At 62.6% G+C, this 26,176-nt stretch carries 24 protein-coding genes and 1 pseudogene; 15 read left to right on the forward strand and 10 right to left on the reverse strand.

What is annotated here, in order from left to right; genetic code table 11:
* Nucleotides 1-58: 58 nt before the first annotated feature.
* Together ppsR and FAA86_RS00375 are read right to left on the reverse strand one after the other, a co-directional pair.
* Nucleotides 59-1,510, reverse strand: coding sequence for a transcriptional regulator PpsR (gene ppsR / locus FAA86_RS00370; protein ID WP_136537869.1), 1,452 nt, complete (start codon nucleotides 1,508-1,510; stop codon nucleotides 59-61).
* Nucleotides 1,507-2,379 (reverse strand): cobalamin-binding protein, encoded by an 873-nt coding sequence (locus FAA86_RS00375; protein WP_246034964.1) that lies wholly within the window; start codon nucleotides 2,377-2,379, stop codon nucleotides 1,507-1,509. Before FAA86_RS00375 ends, ppsR begins: the two co-directional genes overlap by 4 nt.
* 287 nt (nucleotides 2,380-2,666) lie before the next feature.
* Here FAA86_RS00375 and bchF point away from each other — a divergent pair, with 287 nt between their 5' ends.
* From bchF to idi, 15 genes and pseudogenes are all read left to right on the forward strand, one after another.
* Entirely contained in the window at nucleotides 2,667-3,212 is a 546-nt protein-coding gene (gene bchF, locus FAA86_RS00380) for a 2-vinyl bacteriochlorophyllide hydratase (protein WP_136537870.1), read from the forward strand.
* Nucleotides 3,209-4,513: a ferredoxin:protochlorophyllide reductase (ATP-dependent) subunit N gene (locus tag FAA86_RS00385; protein ID WP_136537871.1), complete on the forward strand. Its 1,305-nt coding sequence runs from the start codon at nucleotides 3,209-3,211 to the stop codon at nucleotides 4,511-4,513. The genes bchF and FAA86_RS00385 overlap by 4 nt, the downstream gene beginning before the upstream one ends.
* Nucleotides 4,510-6,072: a ferredoxin:protochlorophyllide reductase (ATP-dependent) subunit B gene (bchB, locus tag FAA86_RS00390; RefSeq protein ID WP_136537872.1), complete on the forward strand. Its 1,563-nt coding sequence runs from the start codon at nucleotides 4,510-4,512 to the stop codon at nucleotides 6,070-6,072. Before FAA86_RS00385 ends, bchB begins: the two co-directional genes overlap by 4 nt.
* A complete protein-coding gene (locus tag FAA86_RS00395; RefSeq protein ID WP_136537873.1) occupies nucleotides 6,044-9,817 on the forward strand; it encodes a magnesium chelatase subunit H in 3,774 nt (1,257 codons plus the stop codon). The genes bchB and FAA86_RS00395 overlap by 29 nt, the downstream gene beginning before the upstream one ends.
* Nucleotides 9,814-10,743, forward strand: coding sequence for a ferredoxin:protochlorophyllide reductase (ATP-dependent) iron-sulfur ATP-binding protein (gene bchL, locus FAA86_RS00400; protein ID WP_136537874.1), 930 nt, complete (start codon nucleotides 9,814-9,816; stop codon nucleotides 10,741-10,743). The genes FAA86_RS00395 and bchL overlap by 4 nt, the downstream gene beginning before the upstream one ends.
* Nucleotides 10,744-10,750: 7 nt before the next feature.
* Nucleotides 10,751-11,467 carry a magnesium protoporphyrin IX methyltransferase gene (gene bchM, locus FAA86_RS00405; protein ID WP_136537875.1) on the forward strand — a complete coding sequence of 239 codons (717 nt, stop codon included), beginning with the start codon at nucleotides 10,751-10,753 and terminating at the stop codon, nucleotides 11,465-11,467.
* Between the two features lie 2 nt (nucleotides 11,468-11,469).
* On the forward strand, nucleotides 11,470-12,903 hold the full coding sequence (locus FAA86_RS00410; RefSeq protein ID WP_377344431.1) for a BCD family MFS transporter: 1,434 nt from the start codon (nucleotides 11,470-11,472) through the stop codon (nucleotides 12,901-12,903).
* 35 nt (nucleotides 12,904-12,938) lie between these two features.
* Nucleotides 12,939-13,718: a photosynthetic reaction center subunit H gene (puhA, locus tag FAA86_RS00415; protein WP_136537877.1), complete on the forward strand. Its 780-nt coding sequence runs from the start codon at nucleotides 12,939-12,941 to the stop codon at nucleotides 13,716-13,718.
* Nucleotides 13,715-14,389 (forward strand): photosynthetic complex putative assembly protein PuhB, encoded by a 675-nt coding sequence (gene puhB, locus FAA86_RS00420; protein ID WP_136537878.1) that lies wholly within the window; start codon nucleotides 13,715-13,717, stop codon nucleotides 14,387-14,389. The genes puhA and puhB overlap by 4 nt, the downstream gene beginning before the upstream one ends.
* A gap of 10 nt (nucleotides 14,390-14,399) precedes the next feature.
* Nucleotides 14,400-14,894, forward strand: a complete 495-nt coding sequence (gene puhC / locus FAA86_RS00425; RefSeq protein ID WP_113376835.1) for a photosynthetic complex assembly protein PuhC — start codon at nucleotides 14,400-14,402, stop codon at nucleotides 14,892-14,894.
* The gene (locus FAA86_RS00430; protein ID WP_113376834.1) at nucleotides 14,891-15,196 is read left to right on the forward strand and encodes a hypothetical protein; all 306 of its coding nucleotides are present in this window, start codon (nucleotides 14,891-14,893) and stop codon (nucleotides 15,194-15,196) included. Before puhC ends, FAA86_RS00430 begins: the two co-directional genes overlap by 4 nt.
* Nucleotides 15,197-15,252: 56 nt before the next feature.
* A complete protein-coding gene (acsF, locus tag FAA86_RS00435) occupies nucleotides 15,253-16,302 on the forward strand; it encodes a magnesium-protoporphyrin IX monomethyl ester (oxidative) cyclase (RefSeq protein ID WP_136538312.1) in 1,050 nt (349 codons plus the stop codon).
* 10 nt (nucleotides 16,303-16,312) lie between these two features.
* Nucleotides 16,313-17,212, forward strand: coding sequence for a putative photosynthetic complex assembly protein PuhE (gene puhE / locus FAA86_RS00440; RefSeq protein ID WP_136537879.1), 900 nt, complete (start codon nucleotides 16,313-16,315; stop codon nucleotides 17,210-17,212).
* A pseudogene (gene hemA, locus FAA86_RS00445) lies at nucleotides 17,212-18,428 on the forward strand (5-aminolevulinate synthase). Before puhE ends, hemA begins: the two are co-directional and overlap by 1 nt.
* Nucleotides 18,429-18,483: 55 nt before the next feature.
* A complete protein-coding gene (idi, locus tag FAA86_RS00450) occupies nucleotides 18,484-19,017 on the forward strand; it encodes an isopentenyl-diphosphate delta-isomerase (RefSeq protein ID WP_136537880.1) in 534 nt (177 codons plus the stop codon).
* A 195-nt stretch (nucleotides 19,018-19,212) separates the two neighbouring features.
* On the opposite strand, the gene pufC is transcribed toward idi, so the two are convergent.
* The 8 genes from pufC to bchY all read right to left on the reverse strand — a co-directional run bounded on the left by pufC (nucleotide 19,213) and on the right by bchY (nucleotide 26,173).
* Nucleotides 19,213-20,382 (reverse strand): photosynthetic reaction center cytochrome PufC, encoded by a 1,170-nt coding sequence (gene pufC / locus FAA86_RS00455; RefSeq protein ID WP_136537881.1) that lies wholly within the window; start codon nucleotides 20,380-20,382, stop codon nucleotides 19,213-19,215.
* A gap of 11 nt (nucleotides 20,383-20,393) precedes the next feature.
* Nucleotides 20,394-21,359: a photosynthetic reaction center subunit M gene (pufM, locus tag FAA86_RS00460; protein ID WP_136537882.1), complete on the reverse strand. Its 966-nt coding sequence runs from the start codon at nucleotides 21,357-21,359 to the stop codon at nucleotides 20,394-20,396.
* 13 nt (nucleotides 21,360-21,372) lie between these two features.
* Entirely contained in the window at nucleotides 21,373-22,218 is an 846-nt protein-coding gene (gene pufL / locus FAA86_RS00465) for a photosynthetic reaction center subunit L (RefSeq protein WP_136537883.1), read from the reverse strand.
* A 102-nt stretch (nucleotides 22,219-22,320) separates the two neighbouring features.
* Nucleotides 22,321-22,518: a light-harvesting antenna LH1, alpha subunit gene (gene pufA / locus FAA86_RS00470; RefSeq protein WP_136537884.1), complete on the reverse strand. Its 198-nt coding sequence runs from the start codon at nucleotides 22,516-22,518 to the stop codon at nucleotides 22,321-22,323.
* A gap of 11 nt (nucleotides 22,519-22,529) precedes the next feature.
* The gene (gene pufB / locus FAA86_RS00475) at nucleotides 22,530-22,751 is read right to left on the reverse strand and encodes a light-harvesting antenna LH1, beta subunit (protein WP_136537885.1); all 222 of its coding nucleotides are present in this window, start codon (nucleotides 22,749-22,751) and stop codon (nucleotides 22,530-22,532) included.
* 115 nt (nucleotides 22,752-22,866) lie between these two features.
* Nucleotides 22,867-23,100, reverse strand: a complete 234-nt coding sequence (locus FAA86_RS00480; protein ID WP_136537886.1) for a hypothetical protein — start codon at nucleotides 23,098-23,100, stop codon at nucleotides 22,867-22,869.
* A gap of 44 nt (nucleotides 23,101-23,144) precedes the next feature.
* Nucleotides 23,145-24,596 carry a chlorophyllide a reductase subunit Z gene (gene bchZ, locus FAA86_RS00485; protein ID WP_136537887.1) on the reverse strand — a complete coding sequence of 484 codons (1,452 nt, stop codon included), beginning with the start codon at nucleotides 24,594-24,596 and terminating at the stop codon, nucleotides 23,145-23,147.
* On the reverse strand, nucleotides 24,590-26,173 hold the full coding sequence (bchY, locus tag FAA86_RS00490) for a chlorophyllide a reductase subunit Y (protein WP_136537888.1): 1,584 nt from the start codon (nucleotides 26,171-26,173) through the stop codon (nucleotides 24,590-24,592). Before bchY ends, bchZ begins: the two co-directional genes overlap by 7 nt.
* Nucleotides 26,174-26,176 lie beyond the last annotated feature (3 nt).

The raw sequence follows: 26,176 nt of genomic DNA on the forward strand, positions 1-26,176 counted from the left end.
CCCGAGGCTATGCCTGGGGCCGGAGAGTGTCAACTAAAATTGACAGTCACTCTGTCGCTCAGTCCGACCGGCTGCTCCCCGGGCGATAGTCCTCCAGCCCGTGACGGCGCAGCTTGATGTAAAGGCTCTGACGCGACAGGCCGAGGATCTCGGCTGCATAAGCCCTGTTGTTGTTGGTCTGGTCGAGAGCCGCCTCGATGCAGATCTTCTCGATCACATCGAGTGATTCCCGAATGAGGTCCTTCAGCGGGACCTTGCCGACAAGGGCCGAGAAGCCTTCAGCCTGTTCCGGCACCCCTGGCGAGGGGATCGTCAGGCGCTCGCCGCCCGTTGCCTGCGGGATGACGATCAACTGGATCGTGTTGTTGGACGAATTGAGCCGTGCGGAAATGCTGACGGCACTCTCGCCGGAGAGATTGTCCGTAAGGGTTGAGCTGAAGCCGCGGATATAGGGTTCGTCCATCAGGCGGGCATAGAGAACCCTGATGTCGATGGCTGCACTGCTGAACCAGGCGCCGATATTGCGTCCCAGCACCTGCGTCAGCGAGGGGGCGTGGATCAGATCGAGAAAGAGCGTGTTGGCTGCGAGGATCTGGCCTTCGGCATCCGTCTGCACGACCGCTTCTGGAAGATCGGTGATCTCGAGGGTAGCGCCACCGATGGGCTTCTCGATCCGCTGCCGGTTGATCTCCTGGACCTGATCGGCCGGCCAAAGCGACAGCAGAACATTGGTGATGCCGTTTTCGCGGTAGGACCGGATCGTCAGAGACACCGGCTCGCCCTTGGCGATCGTGACGCCGTCCAGGTTCACCGGATTGGGGCTATGGCGCGCCTCGCTGATCGCATCGCCCACGCGGTCGCGATCCTGTTTGGCGAAGAGATCGCGGATCGATTTGCCGGAAAGAGGCGCCCCGGTCGAGGACAAAAGCGTGCTGGCTGCCGGGTTGGCGTCCAGAATGGTGCGCCGTTCGCCGTCGAGCATGACATAGGCTACCGTGGCGACTTTGAAGGCAGTGCGGTACCGGGTTTCGGCTTCCTTCAGTTCCCGATAGTCGGCTTCCAGCTCCATCTGAGTCTGGACCAGGCGCTGCTGGTCGATCATTTGCTGCCGCAACTCGCGGCCGACGACGATGGTGTAGGGGAAATCCTTCGCGCTATAGGCGGAATAGGCAACCGGCAGGTCCGGCTTGCCGCTGCATTTGTGGTTCACCTGGTATCCACGCACCGGATGGGTTCCCGTGCCTGTGGCCAGCATGGTGTCGATCTTGGGGACCGACTCGACCGTCACGCAGTCCTGCAACCGCTTGCCAACGGTTTTGGCAAGGCCGTAATCGGCGAGATCGCTGTTGGAAAAGTAGATCTGTGACACGATCGAGGCTCGGTCGACGAGCATCACCACATCTGCGCCTAGGCCCACGAGCGAACCGATCGAATCCAGATCGAGAGACTTCAGCGCGCTGCCTGCGACTGTAAAGCCATCCGTTCCGCTATGACCGTTCAGTGGCTTCATGGAGTGAGCCAATCGATTCCGCTGGGTGTAACCACTGCCGTTCGGCCTGCGGCGCGAGCCTGGCGGCTGATTCTTTCTAATTCATAGTAACTTTCGCAGATCCTGACGGCGGAGTAAACGCTGTCACAGATGCAGTCAATCCCCAAACCTACAAGAAAATCAACGGAATCCAGCGCGGCAACACCACCCACCAGAAGGGGCAGGCGGGCCTCGCCGCGCAATCGGCGAAGCTCCTGCACGAGTGACTTGAACTCGGCAGCGAGGCGAATGTTGCTCCAGCCGATACACGCAATGTCGGCGCTCTCCACGGCTTGAACGAAAACGGGCGTCTTGATCGTTGCCGGCTCGACGACACGGCTCGACCAACCCAGGCTTTCGAAGAGCAGCCCGATCAGATGGGGCATCAAGGTGTGCTGCTCGCCGGGAGGTGTCAGGATCAGCGCTGTCGGTGCATCGCGGTCGGGTGCGTTGTTGCGCAGGTCGAAGGACATCGAAGTCGCCAATTCCTGAAGACGCGCGGATCCGATCGTCACATCGACGAAGTCACAATCGTCGGAAACCCATTGCTGGCCCAGTTGTCGGGCGATGGTCTCAAGGAAAAGCACCTTGACGTAGTAGGGGCGCCCCTGGGGCAATTCATGGTCCAGGAAAGCGCGCAACGACGCCAGACGAGTCCGCGGGTTGAGGATGAGAAAACGAAATTCGTCGAGCGCCTTCTGATACAGACGATCGTGCTCCAAACCCCGGTCGTAACGCGTCGACAGCTTATCGGCGGTCATGGAAGCCACCGTTCCCTCGATCAGGCGCCGGAGTTTTTCTCCGTCGCTTTCGGTTAGGTATGCTCTCTTGGCTGCTGCGGCAAGCTTCATGAATGGCTTTAGGCCTTCATTGCTCGAAGGATTGGTGCCATTCGGCCTGTCATTTCTACCGTGAACGGATCCGTCCATCATCTCGCGCCGTTCCCCCCGTCCGCGAAAACGACCCAATGCGGCGTCGGGCGGAGACATCTTGGTCCGTCGGACGAGCCAGGGGAGAATGAACCCAGAATTCATTTCTGTAAATCAAAATATACGTCAATCTAAGTTGACACTTTGATTGTTCGAGGCGTAGTCTTTGCCTTAATCCCGATCAGCCTGGGGAGGGGATGGGAGAAGGGATGACTGCCATGCGCATATCCAAACCATTGGCATCAGGCCGCGCCCTCTACACTGCGGAGGAACGTCGCAGGCGCGACGAGAGTGTGTGGACGCTGGTGCAGGGTATCCTCGCTCCCGTACAATTCCTGGTCTTTCTCATCAGCCTCGGTCTCATCCTGCGCTTTCTCGTCACCGGAGAAGGGCTCGTCGCTGCCCAGGTCTCGATCGTCATCAAGACGCTGACGCTTTACGCCATCATGATCACCGGTTCGATCTGGGAGAAGGTGGTCTTCGGACGCTATCTGTTCGCCCGCCCGTTCTTCTGGGAAGACGTCTTCTCGATCCTGGTACTGGCGCTGCACACCTCCTATCTCGTGGCTCTCTTCACCGGCGCGCTCGATCCCGGTTCGCTGATGGCGCTCGCGCTCGCTGCCTATGTCACCTATGTCATCAATGCCGGACAGTTTCTCTGGAAGCTGCGTCTGGCCCGTCTCGACCAGGCTGCAAGAGCGGGATCGTCCCCGACGCTTGGTAGTGCATCCTCGCTTTCGGGGAGCGCGTCATGAACCAGCCGCTCGTCTCCTGCGATACACCATCAGCCACCATTCGCCAGCGTGGCCAGCACGAGGTCTTCTGTGGCTTGACCTCGATCATCTGGCTGCATCGCAAGGTGCAGGATGCCTTTTTCCTGGTGGTCGGTTCGCGCACCTGCGCGCATCTCATCCAGTCTGCCGCCGGCGTGATGATCTTCTCCGAGCCGCGTTTTGCCACAGCGATCATGGAGGAGCGCGATCTTGCCGGCATGGTCGACATGCATGACGAGCTCGACCGTGAAGTCGCCCGTCTGCTCGAACGTCGCCCTGACATCCGGATGCTGGTGCTGGTGGGCTCCTGTCCGTCCGAGGTCATCAAATTCGACCTCAACCGCGCCGCCGAACGGCTCGACCGCAAATATGGCTCCATACCACGGGTGCTCTGCTATTCCGGCAGCGGGATCGAAACGACCTTTACCCAAGGCGAGGACAATTTCCTGGCGGCCCTTGTGCGCGATCAATCGACCCATGGGGCGAGCGACAAGGTCGCCAAGCTCGTCGTTGCCGGCTCCATCGCCGATGTGGTCGAAGACCAGTTTGCCCGCCTGTTCGACGAGATGGGCCTCGAGGATGTCGTCTTCCTGCCCGGCCGCAGCAGCGAGCGTCTGCCGAAGATCGGTCCGAACACGCGCTTCATCCTGGCCCAGCCCTATCTGGGCGCCACGGCGGCCGCGCTGGAAAGCTTGGGTGCCGCCCGCATCAATGCGCTCTTCCCGCTTGGCGAAGAAGGCACGACCGCCTGGCTGAAGGCAATTGCCGACACGTTTGGCGTTTCTCCGGCCCGGTTTGCCACCTTGACCGAGGCGCCGCGCCGGCGCGCCCGCGAGGCAACCGCCCATTATCGGCCCATGCTTGAAGGCAAGCGGATCTTCCTTTTCCCCGACAGCCAGATGGAGCCATCGCTCGCCCGCTATCTCAGCCGCGAACTCGATGCCGAGATCATCGAAGTCGGCAGCCCCTATCTGCACCGCGAACACGTCGCCGGCGAGCTCGCCATGCTGCCACCGGGCGTCTCGATCTCGGAAGGTCAGGATGTCGAAATCCAGATCGACCGCTGTCGTGCGGCCAAGCCCGATCTCGTCGTCTGCGGCATGGGCCTTGCCAATCCCTTCGAGGCCGAGGGGATCGTCACCAAGTGGTCGATCGAATTCGCCTTCACCCCGATCCAGGGCTACGAACAGGCCGGTGATCTCGCCGAGCTCTTCGCCCGTCCGCTGACGCGCAAGGCAATGATCGCGGGCGAGCGCTCCGGCAGCCGGAGGGCCGCATCATGAAACTCACCATGTGGACCTATGAAGGACCGCCGCATGTGGGTGCCATGCGGATCGCCGCATCGATGCAGGGCGTGCATTATGTGCTGCATGCACCGCAGGGCGACACCTATGCCGACCTGCTCTTCACCATGATCGAGCGGCGCCCCTCGCGTCCGCCGGTCACCTACACGACCTTCCAGGCACGTGACCTCGCCGGTTCGACGGCCGATGTGTTCAAGACCGCCTGCCGCGATGCCATCGAGCGTTTCCAGCCGGATGCGCTTCTGGTCGGCGCTTCCTGCACAGCTGAACTGCTGCAGGACGATCCGGCGGGTCTGGCGCGGACGCTTGATGTACGGGTCCCCGTTGTGCCTCTGGAGCTGCCTTCCTACCAGAAGAAGGAGCACTGGGGTGCAGCCGAGACATTATATCGGCTCGTCCGTGGCTTCACCGCCGGGCGCGAACGTCCGGTGCAGGTGGCCCCGAACAGCTGCAACATCCTCGGTCCTTCTGCCCTCGGTTTCCGCAACCGCGACGACGTGACGGAAATCTGCCGGCTGCTCGCCGCAAACGGTATCGAAGTCCGGGTCGTGGCGCCGCTCGGAGCGACGGTCGATGATCTCGGCCGTCTGCCGGAGGCTGCCTTCAACATCGTGCTCTATCCCGAGATCGGCGAGAGCGCCGCACGCTACCTGAAGAAGCAGTTTGGCATGCCGTTCGTCTCGACCGTACCGATCGGTATTGGTGCAACACGGACCTTCCTCGCGGAAGTGCGCGCACTGGCAGGCCTTTCGAATGACGAACCAGTCGGCGAGGCGGAGGATCGCGCCACCTGGTATGCGCGCTCTGTCGACAGCAATTACCTCACCAACAAGCGTGTCTTCGTCTTCGGTGACGCGACCCACGCCATTGCCGCCGCGCGCATCGCTGCCCGGGAACTGGGCTTCAAGGTCTGCGGCCTTGGCACCTATATGCGCGAGTTCGCCCGCGAAGTGCGCGAGGCCGCTGAAGAATTCGGTATCGAGGCCCTGATCACCGACGACCATCTCGATGTCGAGCAGGCGATCATCGATGCCCGTCCGGAGCTGGTTCTGGGTACGCAGATGGAGCGGCACATTGCCAAGCGGCTGCGTGTTCCCTGCGCCGTGATCTCAGCGCCCGTGCATGTCCAGGATTTCCCGGCCCGCTATTCGCCGCAGATGGGCTTCGAGGGTGCGAATGTCATCTTCGACAGCTGGGTCCACCCGCTGATGATGGGCCTTGAGGAGCATCTCCTGCAGATGTTCCGGGACGATTTCGAATTCAACGATCAGGCTCAGGCCTCGCATCTGCATGCCCATGCGCCTTCGGCAAAGCCGGCGGCTGCGGATGACGAGGCCGATGGCGAGACGCTTGTCATGGCCGAGGCGCCCTCTGCAGAGGCTGTCTGGACGCTGGAAGCCGAGCGCGAGCTCAAGAAAATTCCCTTCTTCGTGCGTGGCAAGGCCCGCCGCAACACCGAACTTTTCGCCGCCCGCAAGGGTATCCGCCCGATCACCGTGGAGACGCTGTATGACGCGAAAGCCCATTTCGCCCGCTGACAGCACCCCGGTCCGGGTGGTGTTCGTGACGCTCGACAATCACATTGTCGCAGCCGTCGATGATGCGCGCCGCAGCCTCGCCCAGGACCTGCCCGGTCTGACGCTTTCCGTTCATGCTGCGACCGACTGGAACGACAATCCAGCCAGCCTCGAAGCCTGCCGTGCGGCCATCCTTGCCGGCGACATCATCATCGTTTCGATGATCTTCGTCGAAGAGCATGTGCGCGCCATCGCAGACGTGCTCGAATCGCGGCATCGCGAGTGTGATGCCATGGTCTGCTGCATGTCGGCCGGCACGGTCATGAAATACACGACCATGGGTCGTTTCAAGATGAGCGAAGAGCAGAAGGGCCCGCTGGCTCTTCTGAAGAAGCTGCGCGGCAAAAGCTCGCGTGGCGGCAAGGATAGTGGCCGCACCGCCGGCGAGCGTCAGCTCGCGATGCTGCGCCGCCTGCCGCAGCTCCTTCGTTTCATCCCCGGCACCGCGCAGGATGTGCGCAACTATTTCCTGACGCTGCAATATCGGATCGCCGCCTCGGACGAAAACATCGCCAACATGGTGCGCCTGCTGGTCGGCAAATATGCCCGGGGGGAGCGCAAGGGGCTTCAGGGCCGGGTGACCGTGGGCGATCCCGTCGAATATCCCGACATGGGTCTCTATCATCCGCGCCTGAAGCCAAGGGTGGCAACGCAGCTTTCGGCCCTGCCGTTCAAGCCCGGCGCCCGTGGGACCATCGGCCTGCTCCTGATGCGGACCTATATCCTCTCCGGCGATACCGGCCATTACGACCGTGTCATCCGCGAGCTGGAAACCCGCGGCTTCAACGTCGTCCCGGTCTTCTGCAGCGGGCTCGACATGCGTGGCGCAATCGAGCGCTACATGATGGGCGGCGCAACCGGCGTTAAGATCGATGCGCTCTGCTCGCTCACCGGCTTCTCGCTTGTCGGAGGCCCGGCCTATAGCGATGCGAGCGCGGCGGCGGCTCTGTTGCAGACGCTCGACGTTCCCTATTTCTCGGCCTTCGTCACCGAATTCCAGACGCGCGAGGCCTGGGCGCAGTCGGGCCAGGGCCTGACGCCGATCGAAACCACGCTGATGGTCGCGATCCCGGAACTCGATGGTGCGATCGGCTCCATGGTCTTCGGCGGACGCTCCGATGGTGGAGCCCAAGCCAAGGCCTGCATCTGCTCGCGCCAGCTCGACGCCTGCCCCTCGGGGCGCGCCTGCATGCAGCCGGACGAGGAGCGCGTGACGCTGCTTGCCGACCGCCTGGCGGCGATGGTGGATCTGCGCCGTGCGGCCCGTGCCGAACGCCGCCTTGCGGTGACGATCTTCAACTTCCCGCCGAACAGCGGCAGCATCGGCACCGCCGCCTTCCTTTCGGTTTTCGAAAGCCTGTTCGAGACGATGACGCGGCGGAAAGCCGAGGGTTACGATGTCGACGTGCCCGAGGATTCCGAGGCGCTCAGGCTTGCGATTCTCGAAGGCAATGCTGCCCTTTATGGTGCCGAGGCCAATGTGCATGCGGTGGTTTCGGTCGATGATCACGTGCGTGGCGAGCGGCATCTCGCCGACATCGAAGCGCAATGGGGACCGGCGCCTGGCCGCGTCCTGAGCAATGGCCGTGGCCTCTTCGTTCTCGGTCGCCAGTTCGGCAAGCTGCTTGTCGCGATCCAGCCGCCCTTCGGCTATGAGGGCGATCCGATGCGGCTGCTCTTCGAGGGCGGCTTTGCCCCGAACCATGCCTTCGCGACCTTCTACCGTTATCTGCGCGAAACCTTTAAGGCCGATGCCGTCCTGCATTTCGGCACGCATGGCGCGCTCGAATTCATGCCAGGCAAGCAGGTCGGCCTGTCGGCAAGCTGCTGGCCGGATCGTCTTCTCGGCGCTCTGCCGAATTTCTATCTCTATGCGGCCAACAATCCGTCCGAGGGATCGATTGCCAAGCGCCGTTCGGCCGCGACACTCATCTCCTATCTCACGCCGCCGATCACCCATGCCGGGCTCTACAAGGGCCTGAGCGAACTGAAGGCGAGCCTCGACCGTTACCGGCAGGCCGCACCTGATGCGCTTGTCGAGCGCGAACGCCTGTTCGAGCTGATCCAGGTGCAGGCGGCGCAACTTGAGCTGGGTCGGGACAGTCTGGCCCAAACCCAGGCGGAGGTCATCCAGTCGCTCGTGGCTGAAATGACCGAGCTTGAATATGCGCTGATCCCGCATGGTCTGCATGTTGCCGGTCGTGGCATGCAGCGCGACGAGCGGCTGGACATGCTGGAGCATGTCGGCGCCGGCATGCCATCAGTCGTCAGCCATGCCGATCGACAGGCACTGGTTCTTGCGATTGCCGATGGCGATGATCTCGCCGTCGCGCAGGCGGAAAAGGCCGCTTCGCCGGACCTGAAGGAGAGCATCGCACGCCTGAAGGCGATGAACAGCGAGCTTGTCACCAATCGCGAACTCGATGGCCTCGTCGTGGCGCTTGATGCGCGCTACGTGCCGCCGTCACCGTCGGGTGACCTGCTGCGCACACCCGAATTACTGCCCACCGGCCGCAACATTCACGGCTTCGATCCCTTCGGTATCCCGAGCGCCTTTGCCGTTCAGGATGGCGAACGGCAGGCTGCGCGAGTGCTGGAACGCTACATGCAGGCGGATGGCCGCCTGCCGGAAACGGTCGCCGTCGTGCTGTGGGGCACGGACAATCTGAAGACGGGCGGGGCGCCGCTTGCTCAGGCCATGGCGCTGATGGGGGCAAGGCCAAGGCTCGATGCCTATAACCGCGTCTGCGGTGCCGTGCTGATCCCGCTCGAGGAGCTGAAGCGTCCGCGGATCGATGCGGTCATGACGCTGTCGGGGATCTTCCGGGATCTTCTGCCGATCCAGGCGAGCATGCTGGCCGAGGCGAGCTATCTGGCCGCGACGGCGGACGAGCCGGTCGAGATGAACTTCATCCGTAAGCACGCGCTTTCCTATTGCGAGAGCCATGGCTGCGATCTCGAGGCTGCCGCCTACCGGGTATTCTCCAATGCCGACGGTGCCTATGGCGCGAACGTCAACATGCTGATCTCGTCCTCTGCCTGGGACGATGACGCCGAGATCGCCCAGACCTACAGCAATCGCAAGAGCTTCGCGATCAACCACAAGGGCAAGACGAGCCATCAGGCCGATGTGCTCGACAGTATGCTCGAACATGTCGACATGGCCTATCAGAACCTCGATTCGGTCGAGATCGGCATCACCACGATCGAGCATTACTTCGACACGCTCGGCGGCCTGACCAAGGCGGTCTCGAAAGCCAAGGGCGGCGCGACGCTGCCGGTTTTCATTTCCGACCAGACGCAGGGCGAGGGGCGTGTGCGCACGCTTGGCGAACAGGTGGCGCTCGAAACCCGCACCCGCACGCTGAACCCGAAATGGTTCGAAGGCATGCTGAAGCATGGCTATGAGGGCGTGCGCCATATCGAGGCGCAGGTCACCAATACGCTCGGCTGGTCGGCAACGACCGGCGGCGTTGATCCCTGGGTCTACCAGCAGATCACTGAAACCTTCGTGCTCGATGACGCCATGCGCCAGCGGCTCGCGACGCTCAATCCGGCTGCCACCGCACGGGTCGCCAACCGGCTGATCGAAGCGCATGAGCGCAATTACTGGCAGCCGGATGCAGAAACGCTCGCCGCCCTGAAACAGGCCGGGGAAGAATTGGAAGACCGTCTCGAGGGGCTGGTCAGGGAGGCTGCCCAATGAACATCTACACCCATGGCAAGATCGCCGAACGCGAAGCGCGCATCGCCGAGAAGCTCCGGGAGAGGGCCGATGGCGAGGGCAGCCTGCAGGTTCATCTCGACCCGACCATGGAAATCGACGGCGCCAAGGTCTTCGCCATCTATGGCAAGGGCGGGATCGGCAAGTCGACGACCTCGTCGAACCTGTCTGTCGCCTTCTCGATGCTCGGCAAGCGCGTGCTGCAGATCGGCTGCGACCCCAAGCACGATTCGACCTTTACGCTGACGAAGAGCCTGATCCCGACCGTTATCGACGTTCTGGAAAAGGTCGATTTTCATTCCGAGGAACTTCGCCCTGAGGACTATATGGTCGAGGGATACAACGGCGTGCAGTGCATCGAGGCGGGCGGTCCGCCGGCGGGTACAGGCTGCGGCGGTTATGTCGTCGGCCAGACAGTGAAGTTGCTCAAGGAGCATCACCTGCTTGACGACACCGATGTCGTGATCTTCGACGTTCTCGGCGATGTGGTCTGCGGCGGCTTTGCCTCGCCGCTGCAACATGCCGAACGCGCGGTCATCGTCGCTGCCAATGACTTCGATTCCATCTTCGCAATGAACCGGATCGTTGCCGCCATCAAGGCGAAGTCGAAGAACTACGACGTCAGGCTCGGTGGCGTGATCGCCAACCGCTCGCGCGAGACGGACCAGATCGACCGCTACAATGATGCGATCGGCCTCAAGCGCCTCGCCCATGTGCCGGACAGTGACCATGTGCGGCTTAGCCGGTTGAAGAAGAGCACGCTGTTCGAAATGGGTGACAGCCCGGAGATTTTGGGCATCCAGAAGGAATACATGCAGCTTGCCGAGCGGCTCTGGGCGGGCACGCCGGCGCTCGAAGCCGAACCGATGAAGGACCGGGAAATCTTCGAATTTCTCGGCTTCGAGTGAGGTTGCCATGAGCCAGGCCGACTACATCAGACGCACCGGGGAAATCGAACACTACTTCGATCGCACCGCGCTCGATGCGTGGAAGCGTCTGACCGGTGACCAGCCGGTGAGCGGTATCCGCGCCACCGTCCGCAAGGGCCGTGAAGAAATGCGCGGCACGCTTGCGTCGTGGCTGCCGCAGGACCTCACAGGCTGGCGCATCCTCGATGCAGGCTGCGGCTCGGGCGTTCTCTCCTTCGAGCTCATTGCACGCGGCGCAGACGTCGTCGGCATCGATCTCTCGGCCCAGATGATTGCCCATGCCCGACAGCGGGCGCATGACCTCGAAGCCTCCCATGGTCGCTTCAAGGGTTCGGTTTCCTTCCACAGCGGCGACATGCTCGATCCGCGCCATGGTCGCTTCGATGCGGTTGTCGCGATGGATGTGCTGATCCATTACCGCCCGGCAGACGCAGTTCGCGTTCTTCACTCTCTGGCTGAACGCACCTCACGGCAGATGATCTTTACCCTGGCGCCTGGATCGCGCCTGCTCAGGGCCATGCTGGCAGCCGGCAAGGTTTTCCCGCGCGGCAATCGCGCACCGGCGATCTATCCGGTCGATCCGTCACGGCTGGTCGCCGAAATGCTGCATCATCCAGAGTTTTCCCATTGGCAGGCCGGTCGCAGCCACAAGGTTGCCGTCGGCTTCTACACGTCGCAGGCCATGGAGGTGATCCGGTCATGACGATCGCTGCCGCCAACGCCAAGATGATCGCGTTCTGGCAAAGGGTCGGAACACGCTTCATGCCGTTTGCGGATGCAGCAACGGCGGAGATGCCCTTGTCGAGGCTATTGCGGCTGGCGCTGTTTCAGGTCTCAGCCGGCTGTGTGCTCGTTCTCCTGACCGGGACACTGAACCGTGTCCTGATCGTCGAACTCGGCGTCTCCGTCGCGCTTGTTTCAGCCGTGGTCGCCATTCCGGTTCTAGCCGCGCCTTTGCGTCTTCTCTTCGGCTTCCGGTCGGACACCTATAAGTCTGTGCTCGGCTGGCGGCGCGTGCCCTATGTCTGGCTCGGAAGCCTGCTGCAGTTCGGCGGGCTTGCCATCATGCCCTTTGCCCTGCTTCTCCTGCAGTCGCAGACCGTCGGGCCCGAATGGGCGGGGGCTGCGGGTGCAAGCCTTGCCTTCATCCTCACCGGTTTCGGCATGCATATGTCGCAGACGGCGGGTCTTGCGCTCGCCAGCGATCTTGTGCCTGAGGAAAAGCGTCCGCGGGTCGTGGCGCTTCTCTATTTCATGCTGCTGACAGGCATGATCGGCGCCTCCACCTTCTATAGTTTCTTCCTCGTCGATTTCTCGCCGAAGCTCCTGATCCAGGTCATCCAGGGCACGGCGCTCCTGACCATCGTGATCAATGTCATCGCGATCTGGAAGCAGGAGCCGCGCGACGTGCGTCGGACGGCCGTTGACCGTGACCTTTCGAGCTTCTTCGATGCGCTTGAAGATTACCGCAGTGCCCCCGGCGTAATGCGGCTGTTGCTTGCCGTCGCCACCGGTTCTGCCGCCTTCTCGATGCAGGACATCCTGCTTGAGCCCTATGGCGGCGAGATCCTGGGGCTCTCGGTCGGTGAGACCACGCGCCTGACCGGGCTTTGGGCCTTCGGCACAATGATCGGCTTTGCATGGGCAGCCCATAGCCTGCAGCATGGTGCGCAGATGTACCGGATCGCCGCGCGTGGCCTGCTAATCGGGATATCAGCCTTCTCCGCCGTCATCTTTGCGGAGCCCCTTCAAATCAATGCGCTCTTCCATCTCGGCGCCTTCGGCATCGGTCTCGGGGGCGGGCTCTTTGCCGTCGGGACGATGCTGGCGGCGATGGGCATTGCCGAGCGTTCCGACAGCGGCCTCGTCGTCGGTGCCTGGGGTGCCGTGCAGGCGACCGCCATCGGGGCGGCCATGCTGGCGGGCGGCGTGATCAAGAACACGATCAACGCCCTGGCACTGAACGGCTCGCTGGGCGAGGCCATGATGACGCCGGCTGCCGGGTATCTCGTCGTCTACAGCTTTGAAATCATTCTTCTCTTCCTGTGCCTGGCGGTTCTAGGTCCGCTGACCGGCCGGCGCTACCAGAGGGATTATCTGCAGGACATGCGTTTTGGATTGGCGGAACTGCCCGGCTGAGGCCGGCGGAAACGCTCTACACTGGAGGGTCTGATATGACCGGGTCGCTGGTTGGAAATATCGATGTCGCACAGGTGGTGCTTTATGCGTTCTGGATCTTCTTCGCGGGTCTGATCTGGTATCTGCGTCAGGAAGACCGCCGCGAGGGTTATCCGCTCGAAGAGGATGTCACGGGTCGCTACAACAAGAGCCCCTGGCTCTTCGTGCCGCCGAAGAAGACCTTCGTGCTGCCGCATGGTCAGGGGATCAAGCAGGTTCCGGATCTGAAGCGCGACACCCGCACCTTTTCCAGCCGCCGCATTGCCCCGGCTCCCGGCTATCCGTCGGAGCCCGTCGGCAATCCGCTGCTCGCCGGCATCGGCCCCGGGTCCTGGGCCGAGCGCGCCGACAAGCCTGACGTCACTGCCCATGGCGACGCGCGCATCGTGCCGATGCGGGTTGCTGAGGGCTTTGGACTGGCAGATGGTGCCAATGATCCGCGCGGCCTTGCCGTCGTCGGTTGCGACAAGCAGGTCGCCGGCACTGTCAGGGATATCTGGGTCGACCGGGCCGAGCACCTCATTCGCTATTACGAGGTCGAACTTGCTGGCGGCGCACGCTCCGTGCTTCTGCCGAACAACTTCGTGGTCTTCCAGACCGGCCGTGGCAATGTCCGGCATCTCTATGTGCATGCCGTCACCGCCTCCCAGTTTGCCGATGTCCCGGCAACGGCCCGTCCCGAACTCGTGACCCTGCTCGAGGAAGACAAGATCGCTGCCTATTTCGGCGCCGGTCTCCTTTATGCGGATCGCCTGCGTCAGGAGCCGCTGCTGTGAGCCAGTTCGTCATCAGAGAACATGAAATCGAACCGCTGCCGGGGCTTCCCGGCGTGCCGCCGGCTGGCGAGGTTGTCCTCTGGCAGGGGCGACCGTCTTCGGCTCTCGTCGCCCGCCATCTTCTGAAGATCCGCTGGATCGTCGGCTATTTCCTGATCCTGGCGAGCTGGGCTGTGGTGGCCGGCTGGAGTGACGGTCAGCCGGCGGGCGGCATCCTCTTTTCGGTTGCGGTGCTTACGGCACTTGCCGGTGTGCTCATCGGCATGATCGAGCTCTTCGCCTGGGCCGTCGAGAAGACGACGCTTTACACGATCACCACGGAGCGCGTCGTGATGCGCTTCGGTGTCGCGATCTCAATGACGCTCAACCTTCCGTTCCGCCAGATCGACAGCGTTGCGCTTGCCAAGATCGGTGAGAAGGCCGGCGTCATCGCGATTGCGCTTCTGCCGGGCCAACGTCTGTCCTGGCTCATCCAGTGGCCGCATGTGCGCGGTTTCCGCTTCTCGAAGCCCGAGCCCAGCCTGATCTGCCTGGCCGACGCGGAGAAAGTCGCAGGCGTGCTGTCGGCTGCAGTTGGTCAGTATCGCGGTGCGCGTGCCGACCAGCCGCGGATCATCGTTGAGGAAACGACGGGACGCGCCATGCCGCCCTCCGTCGTCGCCGCGGAATAGGAAGCGCGTCATGGGATCGGCCTCGCATCTCGGCTACTGGGCGGACCGCAAGGGCAAGACGCCGAACCGGCTGCCGCGCGGCCTGTTCTTCGGTCTGGTCGGTCTGCTCGCCTTTACGGCAGGTGCGATCGTCTTCGGCCAGACGACGGGGCTCGGGCTCGTCAAGCAGCAGCTTGGTGCGCCGGTCGCCATTCGTGACCTGATGATTACACGCAGCACCTCGGACTTTGTCGTCGTCACGGACGTCGCGACGCGCCGGGAGATCGCAAGCTACGGGCCCCAGGCCGGCGGCTTCGTTCGAGGATCGCTGCGCGCATTCGAACGCATGCGTCAGGTGGCCAAGGTGCCGTTTGAGACGCCTTACCGCCTGATCAAATGGGAGGCCGGTGCCGTCAGCCTGTCGGATATCGGTACCGGTGAACGGATCTATCTGGATGCCTTTGGCCCCGACAACGTGGCCGCATTCGAAGCCCTTCTGGGCTCACAGGGAGGAGAAAGCCAATGAACCCGGTCTTTGCCTTGATGCGACGGAAGGAAACAGTCGATTGTACCGTCGAGATCAACAACACCTTCGAGGCGCTTGGCGCGCATCTTAGGTTCGACAATGGCGTGGTGGTGCATCCCGGTGACGAGGTGCAAGTGCATGGCGCGCCGGTCCAGATCCCCTATGGCTCCAGCCAGAACTTTCGCCGCAAGGCGACGATCACCCGGGCCGGTGCGCTGGAACGGGCCTGGATCCGCGCGACCGGCGATCTCGACATGATGGAATTGTGCGAATTCAGCTTCACCGAGAGGGCATTGTCATGAACAATCACGTTTCGCCTGCTGATCTTTCCGATCACGAGCCGACGGTCGAGGAGCGCATGGCCGGGGTCAACGACACGACCCGCAGCGCGCTCGTCTCGACCATGCTGACACCGCGTTTTTACACCACCGATTTCGACGAGATGGACAAGATCAATGTCGAGCCGGTCCGGGCCGAATGGGATGTGTTGATCGCCCAGATGAAGAGCGATCCGAACCGCGGACACTTCAAGCGCAATGAGGAATGGGAAGACATCGACATCGATGCCCTGCCGGACGATCTGCGCGAGGAGTTCATTGACTTTCTCGTCTCGTCGCTGACGTCGGAATTCTCAGGCTGCGTGCTCTACAAGGAGATGAAGCGGCGCGGCAAGAACCAGGAGATCTGCGAGCTCTTCGGCTATATGAGCCGCGACGAGTCCCGCCATGCCGGCTTCATCAACGATGCGCTGAAGGATTTCGGGATCGGCGTGAACATGGGGTTTCTCGCCAAGGCGAAGAAGTACACCTTCTTCAAGCCAAAGTTCATCTACTACGCCACCTATCTCTCCGAGAAGATCGGCTACGCCCGCTACATCACCATCTTCCGGCATCTCGAAAAGCATCCGGAGCAGCGCTTCCACCCGATCTTCAAGTGGTTCCGCCAGTGGTGCAATGACGAGTTCTCCCATGGCGAGGCCTTCTCGCTGATCATCCGTTCTGACAAGCGGCTGATGGAGGGCGTGAACAAATACTGGATCAAGTTCTTTCTGCTTGCTGTCTTTGCAACGATGTATGTCCGCGACCACATGCGGCCGGCTTTCCACAAGGGGCTCGGCGTCGACATCGACGACTACGACATGAAGGTCTTCCGGCTGACCAGCGAGATCTCGCGCCAGTGCTTCCCGCTCGTGCTCGATCTCGACAATCCGGCTCTGCATGAAGGCTTTCGCCGGATGGAGCGGATCAACCGCAAAGTCATGGCGGCCGACGCGAAGGGTGGCCTCACAGGCAAGATCGCCAAAGGCTTCTGGTCGGCCGCTGCTGCCGTCAATTTTGTCCGGATGTACGCGATCCCGACGAAGTCGAACACGATCCCGGCCACATCGCGCCTGCAACCGGTCTGGTGAGGAGATTGCCATGACCCTGACCCACCCGCTCGCCGTCGTTGTCGTCGCCATCTCGGTATGGTGGCTTTCGACCGGGCTGGTGCTGGCCATGGTCAACCGATCCGACGGACCGCGGGGGAGCGGGCTCACATTGATGGCGCTGATGACGCTGGTCGGCGCCTTCGGCTTTATCCTGATGCTCTGGGGCGCGCAGGAACCGACTGTGCTCGGTTCCTATGTCGGCTTCTTCGGTGCACTGCTCGTCTGGGCCTGGCATGAGGCCGCTTTCCTGACAGGGATACTGACAGGCCGTCGAACCGGCGAATGCCCACCCGGACTGACCGGCTTCCGCCGCTTCCGGGCCGCCTGGGAGGCGGTCAGCGATCACGAGATCGCCATTCTGGTGACGGCGATCGCGCTCTGGCTTGCGCTCGATGGATCCGCCAATCTCTTTGGGCTTGCCGCCTTCGGGCTTCTCTCGGGCATGCGGATTTCCGCCAAGCTGGTGATCTTTCTCGGTGCACCGCATGCCGTCAGCGAGTTGATGCCGAAGGGCATCCGGCATCTGAAGAGCTATTTCAAGACCGATCGGATGACGCCGCTGTTTCCGATCTTCCTGGCGATCGCAGCCGGCCTCTTTGCGGTCCTGGTGGTCGGGGCCAGCAGGGCGACCCAGGCCCATTCGGTCGTCGGCCATACGCTGCTCGCCACCTTCATGGCGCTCGCCATCGTCGAACATCTCGTTCTCGTTCTTCCCGTTTCCGACACGGCGCTGTGGCGCTGGGCCATGGCGCGGCAGGACCGGGGCAATCTTGCCATCCGCCCTGTGGCGGATGGCGTCTCCGCACTCAAGGAGGGTGGGCCAGTGTCCGGGCCGCACTCTTCCTGGACAACACTTGGACAAGATACGATCGGGAAGAGGAAAGACTGATGGATGTTTTCCAGCACATGGAAGAGGCGCTCGCCGGCCTCCACACCGCCGGCAATTACCGCGTTTTCGCGGACCTGGAGCGTCACTGCTCGGCCTTTCCGAAAGCCGCGTTTCACAACGCCGACGGCACCGTCCGTGACGTCACCGTCTGGTGCTCGAACGACTATCTCGGCATGGGGCAGAACCCTCTCGTCACCGATCGGATGATCGAGGTCGTACGCAAGTGCGGTGCAGGTGCCGGCGGCACGCGCAACATTTCCGGCACGAACCACTATCACGTCTTGCTCGAGCGTGAGCTCGCCGATCTGCATGGCAAGGAAGGCGCGCTGATCTTCACCTCTGGCTATGTCTCCAATTGGGCGGCACTCGGCACGCTGCTTGCCAAAATCCCGGGCATCATCTGCTATTCGGATTCACTCAATCACGCCTCGATGATCGAAGGCATCCGCCATTCGCGCTGCATCAAGCGGCAGTTCCGCCATAACGACTACAAGCATCTGCGCGAGCTGATGGCGGCAGACGATCCGGCAGCGCCGAAGCTCGTTGCCTTCGAAAGTGTCTATTCGATGGATGGCGACATCTCGCCGATCAAGGAGATCTGCGATGTGGCCGACCAGTTCGGCGCCATGACCTATCTCGACGAGGTTCATGCGGTCGGCATGTACGGCCCGCGCGGTGGCGGGGTTGCCGAACGTGAAGGCCTGATGGACCGGCTGACCGTCATCGAAGGCACGCTCGGCAAGGCTTTCGGCGTCATGGGTGGCTACATCACTGGGCCGGCCGTTCTGGTGGATTTCGTCCGGTCCTTTGCCTCCGGCTTCATCTTCACCACGGCGATCCCGCCGGCGCTTCGGCAGGTGCCACTGCGTCGATCCGCCATCTGAAAGAGAGCCCCTTCGAGCGCCATATGCATCAGGCAACGGTGGCCAAGGTCCGGCGCGCGCTCGATGTGCGTGGGATCCCGCATATGCAGAACCCGAGCCATATCGTGCCGGTCATGGTCGGCAATGCGGCGAAGTGCAAATGGATCTCGGACGTGTTGCTCGAGGATTTCGGCATCTATGTGCAGCCGATCAACTATCCGACGGTCGCGGTCGGCAAGGAACGGCTCAGGATCACGCCGACGCCGCTTCATACGGACGCGGATATCGAGCATCTCGCAGAGGCACTCTGTTCGCTGTGGTCGAAGTGCGCTTTGGCAAGGGCGGTTGCCTAAGCCGGGTAAAGGCCGTATCGGCAGGCCGCAAGGAACTCGTTTGGACGCTGACAGGATGACGGACAGCATTTACATCCCGGCGATCGCCGGTGACGGATCGCTTTATCCGATCGAAAAGATGCAGGCGCATCTCGACGGACAACTGCATCTTGCCGTCTCGGTTTTCGTTTTTGACGGTGACCTGCTGCTGATCCAGAAGCGCGCATCGACCAAGTATCATTGCGCCGGTCTCTGGGCCAATACCTGCTGTACGCATCCGCACTGGGACGAAACGGTCGAGGATTGCGCTGAGCGTCGCCTCACCGAGGAGCTCGGCTTCACCCTGCCGCTCACTCGCCATCAGACCGTCGAATACGCGGCCGATGTCGGCGAAGGTCTGAAAGAGCACGAACGCGTGACCCTGTTCAGCGCCCAGGTGGATAGTCGCACCTTGCAGGTTACGCCCGTCGAGGGGGAGGTCGAGGCCGTTCGCTGGATCGCGCCTCGCGATCTGATGCGGGAGGTGCGCGAGCGCCCGCAGGACTTCACGCCGTGGTTCCGCATCTATCTGCAGCGCTTCCCGGGCCTGAGCTTCGCTGAAGCGGCCTGATTTTTCCTTCCTCCCGCCTCTTCTCGAACGAGCCCGGTGGCTGTGTCGCAGCCGTCGGGCTTGGCCTGTGAGGAAGGGGTTTTCCGACCACCGGCAACCGGCAGGTATGCTTTCGCTTGAACCAGTCGGCCACGGCAAAAAAAGAAGGGGAGCCCGTGAGCTCCCCTTCCCATTGCGGCCTGCCTTGGGAGGCCGTCAGTCGTTGGCGGTCTGGCTCGCCTCCGGCAGGACGACGGCTGCCGTCTCGGAGGTCAGCTTGGTCTGCAGCGCACTGCTCTGGCCGGCCGGAGCCATGCGCTGCGTCGTGCCGGGCTGGTAGGTCGTGAAGTCCGGGACGTCGGTCGGCCCCTTCTTCGCGAGCGAGTCGACGTAATCCTGCAGCATCGAGACGCCGTAGAGCGGCTTCTGAACGCCGGCGTGGCAGGTTGCGCAGCCAACCTTGAAGACATCGCCTTCCGGTCCCTTGCGGGTGTCCGGGAAGACCGGCGTGAGGCCAACCATATAGTTGGCGTTTATATCACGCACCATGCGGATGCCGTGCCAGGCAGTCACGCGCTGCGGCGGGCTTTCATCCCAGGCGTTGAAGGCTCTGGAGTTGTGGCAGGTGGTGCAGTTCACGCCGAGCGATTCCGACATGTGCATCATCAGAGACCATGTAGCTTCGGTCTCCTTGGTGCCGTTCAGGTTTGTCCCTGTCGGTAGCGCGGTCGTTGAGTGGACGCGGATCTGCTTGGCGTCGAGCAGGTAGTCCTTCAGCACGTTCTGCGGCAGCGAGGAATTGCCGCCAAACTTGGCAACAACATTCTGGCCCGCGCGGTTCTGGGTCATGCCGCCGGCCGGCTTCGGTTCGAGATCCTCGTACCAGTAGTTGACGGGGATCGCCTGTCCGCGGTGACAGGTGTAGCAGGTCGCGCCGACCTGACCCACATGGCTCTGCCAGTCGACGTTGATCGCCTGGGTCATCTGGATCATCCGGCGGGCGACAACCTTCTGATAGACCTCGTCGGAGGCAAGGTTTTCCGGGTTGTGGCAGTAGTTGCAGCCGGCTTCCGGCGAGATCCATTCGGTGATCGAAGCCATGAACTGGTTGAACTGATCGTCCGAAAGATCGCCGAGAACCTGGACATTTTCATAGATGTCGCGAGCGCGATCGCCGGCGGGGTCGGCTTCCCAGGGCGCGGCCGGGACGACGTTGGCCGCCTTCAGCGCTTCCTGGTTCTCGACATCCCGATGGATATACATGCCCGTACCGCGATAGCCGATCTGCGTCGTCTCGACCGGCGGTGCATCCCAGCCAGCGCCGACGAAGCTTGCGATCGTCAGCAGGGAGCCGGCGGAGACAGCGAAGGGAATCCAGAGTTTCATCGTCCTTCTCCTTAAAGCGCCGGATCGACGACACCGGGATAACCCGGCAGCGGGGAGACGATCCCGTGATTGATGCCCCAGAGGTACCAGTTGTCGACCACGGTGCCCGTGAGCAGGATGCCGATGCCGCCGGTGATGGGCGTGAGGATGGCGAACCACCAGGCCCAGCGGTGGACGGATTCCATGGTGGCGTTGAAGCCCATGGTCCAGCGCCAGAAGAGGGCTGCGCGTTCAGAGGCCGTGCCGCGATCGGTGATCTGTTCCAGCTCGCGCTCACCGCCATATTTGCCGACGGCGAGGATCGTTGCGCCATGCATGGCAAAGAGCAGCACCGAGCCGTAGAGGAAGACGATCGAGAGGCAGTGGAACGGATTATAGTAGAGATTGCCGTAGCGGATCGAGAAAGCGGCGGTCCAGTCGAGATGCGGGAAGATGCCGAATGGCACGGCTTCCGCGAAATTTCCCATCAGCAGCGGGCGGATGAAGCCGAGCGACAGGAACAGGAAAATCGCTGCGGCAAAGGCCCAGGCGACATGGGTGCCCATCTCCAGTTGCCGGGCCCGGCGATAGACGCGCACCCACCATAGAAGGATCGATGTCGTCAGGAAGAAGCCGGCGATCAGCCACCAGCCACCCTCTGCGAGCGGCGGCAGCACCTTCAGCCCATATTGGGCCGGTGGCGGTTCGAGCCCGAGCCAAAAGAGTTGGCGGACGAACTGGATCGGATCCCAGCCGACGGAGGCCAGCATGTTGAGGCCGATGATCTCGAAGGCGATGAAGCCGAAGACCAGCGAGAGTGTGCCAAGCCAGCCGAGATAGATCGGGCCGATCTGGGCATTGCCGATCATGCCGAACAGGCGGACCAGGAATGGCTTTCCGGTTCGCGGGCTGTCGCCGGCGGGCAGAGGCATGCCCTCTTCCAGCGGCCCGCTCACCTGAACGGGCGTGATGATGTTTTGATACTGCGCTAAGAACATGGTCCGGTCCCCCTCAGTTCCAGATCGGCAGCGTCAGCCACCAGTTCCACCATTGCGGCCAGCCCTGGTTCCAGAACGGTCCGCTGATGACGATGCAGACGGCGCTCCAGAAGCCCGCATTCAGCGCCAGGATCAGGCCGAGGCGGTGGATGCCGAGCGTGCCGATCGAGTAGCCGATGATGTCGCGGAAGAAAGTGTCTTCATATTCGGGCGTCTTCACCTCGGCCTGCTTGCCGGCCTCTGTGATCGATGCACCCGGATTGGCGGCCGACAGGATGAGGCCGCCATGCAGGGAGAGCGCCAGTGTCGTGGTGAAGAAGAAGGTCACCGCGATCATATGCGCCGGATTGTAATGGAAATGCAGATATTGGTAGCCGACGTTCGAGACCCAATCCAAGTGGCTGAAGATGCCATAGGGGAAGCCATGGCCCCAGGCGCCGAGCAGCAGCGGACGGAACACGACGAGCGTCGCATAGGCGAAGATCGCGAAGGAAAAGGCGAAGGGCACGTGATAGCCCATGCCGAGCTTGCGGCAGATTTCCACCTCGCGCAGCGCCCAGGATATGAAGGCGCCGAGCGCACAGACGGTGACGATCTGCCAAAGCCCGCCTTCCTTCAGCGGTGCCAGCGCCAGGCCGTAAGAGAGGTCGGGGGGCGCAATCGAGATGCGCCAGATGTTCCAGGTCGGGCCGATCGCTGCCCCGTAAACTAGGAGCGCGGTCCCAAGGATCGCGAAAAAGGCCGTGGTGACACCGAAGAAGCCGACATAGAAGGGGCCGACCCAGAAATCGAAGAGATCGCCTCCGAGCAGCGTACCGCCTCGTACGCGATATTTGCGTTCAAAACTCAGCAGCGCCATGTTCGTTTCCTCCAGAGGTAATCAGCCGGGTGGCGATGTCGGGTCGTGCAGGATTGGCGGCGGGCGAAACAATGAAGCTGCGCCCGCTGCCGTCTTGGGTTTTCAGCCGATCAGCCTGAGATCCACGCCTTCAGAGATGGAATGCTCGATGGAACTGGTGGTGAGGGGCTTGCCCTCCAGCCAGTTGAAGCGTTCCGTGCTCAGCAGGATGAAGTGGATCAGGATGGCGAGGGTGAACAGGAATACGGAGAGTGCGACCAGCGCCTTGCGCGGATCGAACATAAGCCAGATTCTCCACATATCACGCCTCCTCAGGCCAACATCGGCAGAAGCGTGAGAGCCGTCTGGTTAATGCCCTCGAGAGAGCTGTAACCTTCCGGACCCGGGATCCAGGGACGCCACATCCAGACCAAGATATGCGCGACGATGGCAATCGCCGTGAATATCATGAAGCCTTGGATGAAGAATCCATGGACCTCGCGCGCTTCGCTTTCGGTCAGACCCGAAAGTGAAACATTTGATGTCTCAGCCATCAAATTCACCTCCTAGTCTCGAACACCGCGGCGCCCCCGCGGCGGGGTTTCGGAAGGTCTTGTGACGGACCTGCCGGTTTCTGCCGGTGTCGAGAACACCAGCAAACGGATCGGGTCACGCGTGGAACGCGTAACCGGCAGCTGCATAGGCCGCGGAACGGGCCTCGGCGAAAACGGATTGCTCCGGCCGCTGGCCTGCATCTTCTGCATGGCCCGAGAGCCGAGAGGTGACGGCTGCGAACAGGCAGAGCGGATAGAGAAGCAGGTACAGGCGCCGCATGTTCTGGCGCTCAGACTGGCGGTCGCGGGTTCGACGCATGTCCTGATCGGATCGGGTTGCAATGATCATGGCTTCACCTCCAGTTATCCCCTTAAGGGGTCTCGTTCCGGCATTCATGCGTAGGCTCCCTCAAGGCGGGCAGCCGTCTCGACATGCTGTCGGGTAACTTCGTGGTCTTCGGCCCGGCGCGCCTCGCGTTCCGCCGCTTCCCTGAGCCGCTTGGCGGCGGAGATGCGCACTAGCACGGGCTCGTTGCCGATGAATGTTTCGAGCGATGCCTGGGCATCGGACTGCCAGGCCATTTCGCTGCGCGGACGGGCTGTCGTCGCTTCAATCGCGTCAAGCTCGCCGGCACGCGGCAGGATGTCGAACAGCATGTCGAAGAGTGCGTTGCAGACTTCCTGGATCAGCCAGGCCGCGCCCGAATAGCCCATGACCGGCGTGCCGGGATGGCGGCGGACGATGGCGCCGGGATAGGAGAGCTGCACGAACTTGCCGCGGGCGCCGCGCTCGGCCATGTACATGCGCTCGTTGAACGAGCCGAACATGATCATCGGCGGCTTCTTCGCAGTGAGGTCCGCAACCTCGATATTGTCCGTCTTCGCTCCTGCCTTGCGCGGGATCGCGAAGTTGCAGGGCAGCCCCATTTCTTCCTCGAGGAAGTTGCGGATGCCGCGCACATAGGTCTCGTTGGCGACGATCGCGAAGCTTGCTGTGGCGAAGAAATCCTGGGTGACCGAGCGCCAGAGATCCCAAAGCGGTTTCAGCGTTGTGTGCTTTTCCTTCTGGATAAAAGGCTCCGGATCGAGACCCAGCATGCCGCCGAGTTCACGCAGGAAGGCGGTGGTCGAATGGATGCCGATCGGGGCCTGCAGATAGGGGCGGTCCAGCGCCTCGCAGAGCAGGCGGCCGAATTCGCGGTAGAGACAGACATTGGCATCGGCATCGGCGAGCTTGCGCACGTCTTCAAGGTGGCTGCCCAGCGGGAAGACCATGTTGATCTCGGCGCCCAGTCCTTCAACGAGACGGCGGATCTCGGCAAGATCCGAGGGCATGTTGTAGGTGCCGTAGATCGGACCGATGATGTTGACACGGGGCTTGGCGCCTTCCGGTCGGCGACGCGGTGCCGGCACCTTGCCGCCCTTCGGACCGAATTCGGTCCAGAGCCATTTCAGCGCGCGGTCAGCGCTCTGCCACTGGTCTTCGTCGATCGTGCGCGGCAGGAAGCGGACGATATTGGATCCCTCCGGCGTCACGCCACCACCGATCATCTCGGCGATCGAGCCGGTGACGACGACGGCCGGCAGGTCCGGATCGAGCGCGAGACGGGCCCGCTTCATCGCGCCCTCCGTGCCGTGCTGGCCCAGTTCGTCTTCCGAAAGGCCGGAGACGACGATCGGCAGTTCGTGCGGGGGCAGGGCGTCGGTGTAGTGCAGGACCGAAGTGACGGGCAGGTTCTCGCAGCCAACGGGGCCGTCGATGATGACCTGGAGGCCCTTGATCGCGGTGAAGGCATAGACGCTGCCCCAGTAACCGCCAGCTCTGTCGTGGTCGAGGATCAGCATCCGACGCTCTCCCCATTGTCGACGGCGTTGCGGGACTGCTTGACCTTGGCCGCGAACTTCTTGCGATACGCGCTGCGGTCTTCCGGGACGGTTTCCCAGATGCCGGCACTGTCGCCGGAGCCGACACCGTCGAAGAAGGCGTTCATGGCGAGGAAGCGTTCCTTGTTGCCGATCGCTGCATTGATGACGGCTGGCAGCGAGGCGACGCCAGCCGGACCCATCAGGGGGCGGGCGGAGATCAGATTGGTGAAATAGAGGGCGGGGGTGGCGCTCTCCTTCGCCTTTTGCACGATAGGGGTCGTGCCGATGGCGAGGTCCGGCTTGAACTCATGGAAGGCGGCAAGATCCTGCTCCAGCGAGGCGCGGAAGCGGAGTTCCACGCCATGGGCGGACAGCCAGTCGGCATCCTCGCTGTTGTAAGGCGTCTTCGGACAGGCGGTGCCGACGTAACGCAGGTCTGCGCCGAGTTCGACCAGAAGGCGAGCGACCAGGAGTTCGGAACCCTCATAGCCCGAGAGCGTGATGCGACCCTTGATCTTGTGATCGACGAGGGCCGCCTTGATTGCGCCGCGCATGGCGTTGCGGCTGATATTGGTCTTCTCTGCTGCCACGCCGCAGCTGTCGCCGATCGCTTTCAGCCAGGCATCGGTACCGTCGACACCGACGGGGGCGGATCCGACGATCGGGCGCCCGGCGGCCTGAAATTCGCGTATGCTGGCGGTGTAAAACGGATGGATCGCGGCCACAGCGGCGCAGTCGAGAGCGAAATAGAGTTCGCGCCATTCCCGGACAGGGACGGTGGGGCCGGCCGCAAGGCCCATGGGCTCCAGCATGCCGCCGATGACGACCGGGTCGACCGGGAACATTTCGCCCAGCAGGGTGACCGTCGGCCTGTCCTTCAGGCCACCGCGCGGACGCTGGACCGGGCCTTCGCCGATTTCCTGGCGGGCATAGGCGAGCATGGCGCCCGAAAGCACATCCTTGGCTTCCGCGTGGGTCGGGACCCCGAAGCCGGGGACGTCGATGCCGACGATGCGCACGCCGTCGATCTCACGCGGCAACATCTTGAGTGGCACGCCCGAGGCGGTGGGGACACAGAGGTTGGTGACCACGACGGCATCGAATTTTTCGGGATCGGCCATCTGATGCACGGCCTCGACGATGTCCTCGTAAAGTTTGCCAGTGACCAGCGTTTCCGAACTGAAGGGCACATAGCCGACCGAGCGCTTGGCGCCGTAGAAATGCGAAGTGAAGGTCAGGCCGTAGACGCAGCAGGCCGAGCCCGAGAGGATCGTGCCGACACGACGCATGCGAAGGCCAACGCGCAGCGAGCCGAAGGCGGGGCACATGGATTGCGGCTGATCGTGCGGACCCTTGGGGTAGTCCGCCTCAAAGCGGTCCATCAATTCGCCTTGACCGGCGGCGCGGGCCGCAGCCTTGGAAAGCTCGACGCCGCCATGGCAGCCGACGCCGTTTGTGTCTCCGGCCACGCCGTCTGCAAGGACGGCGGTATCGCTGCCAACGGGTGAAGTCCCGCTGGCGTCGTCCGGCTCGAATTCCTTGCGCAGGTCATCCATTGT

The organism is Rhizobium rosettiformans W3 (genome assembly GCF_004912135.1).
GTDB classification, from domain to species: Bacteria; Pseudomonadota; Alphaproteobacteria; order Rhizobiales; family Rhizobiaceae; genus Allorhizobium; species Allorhizobium rosettiformans.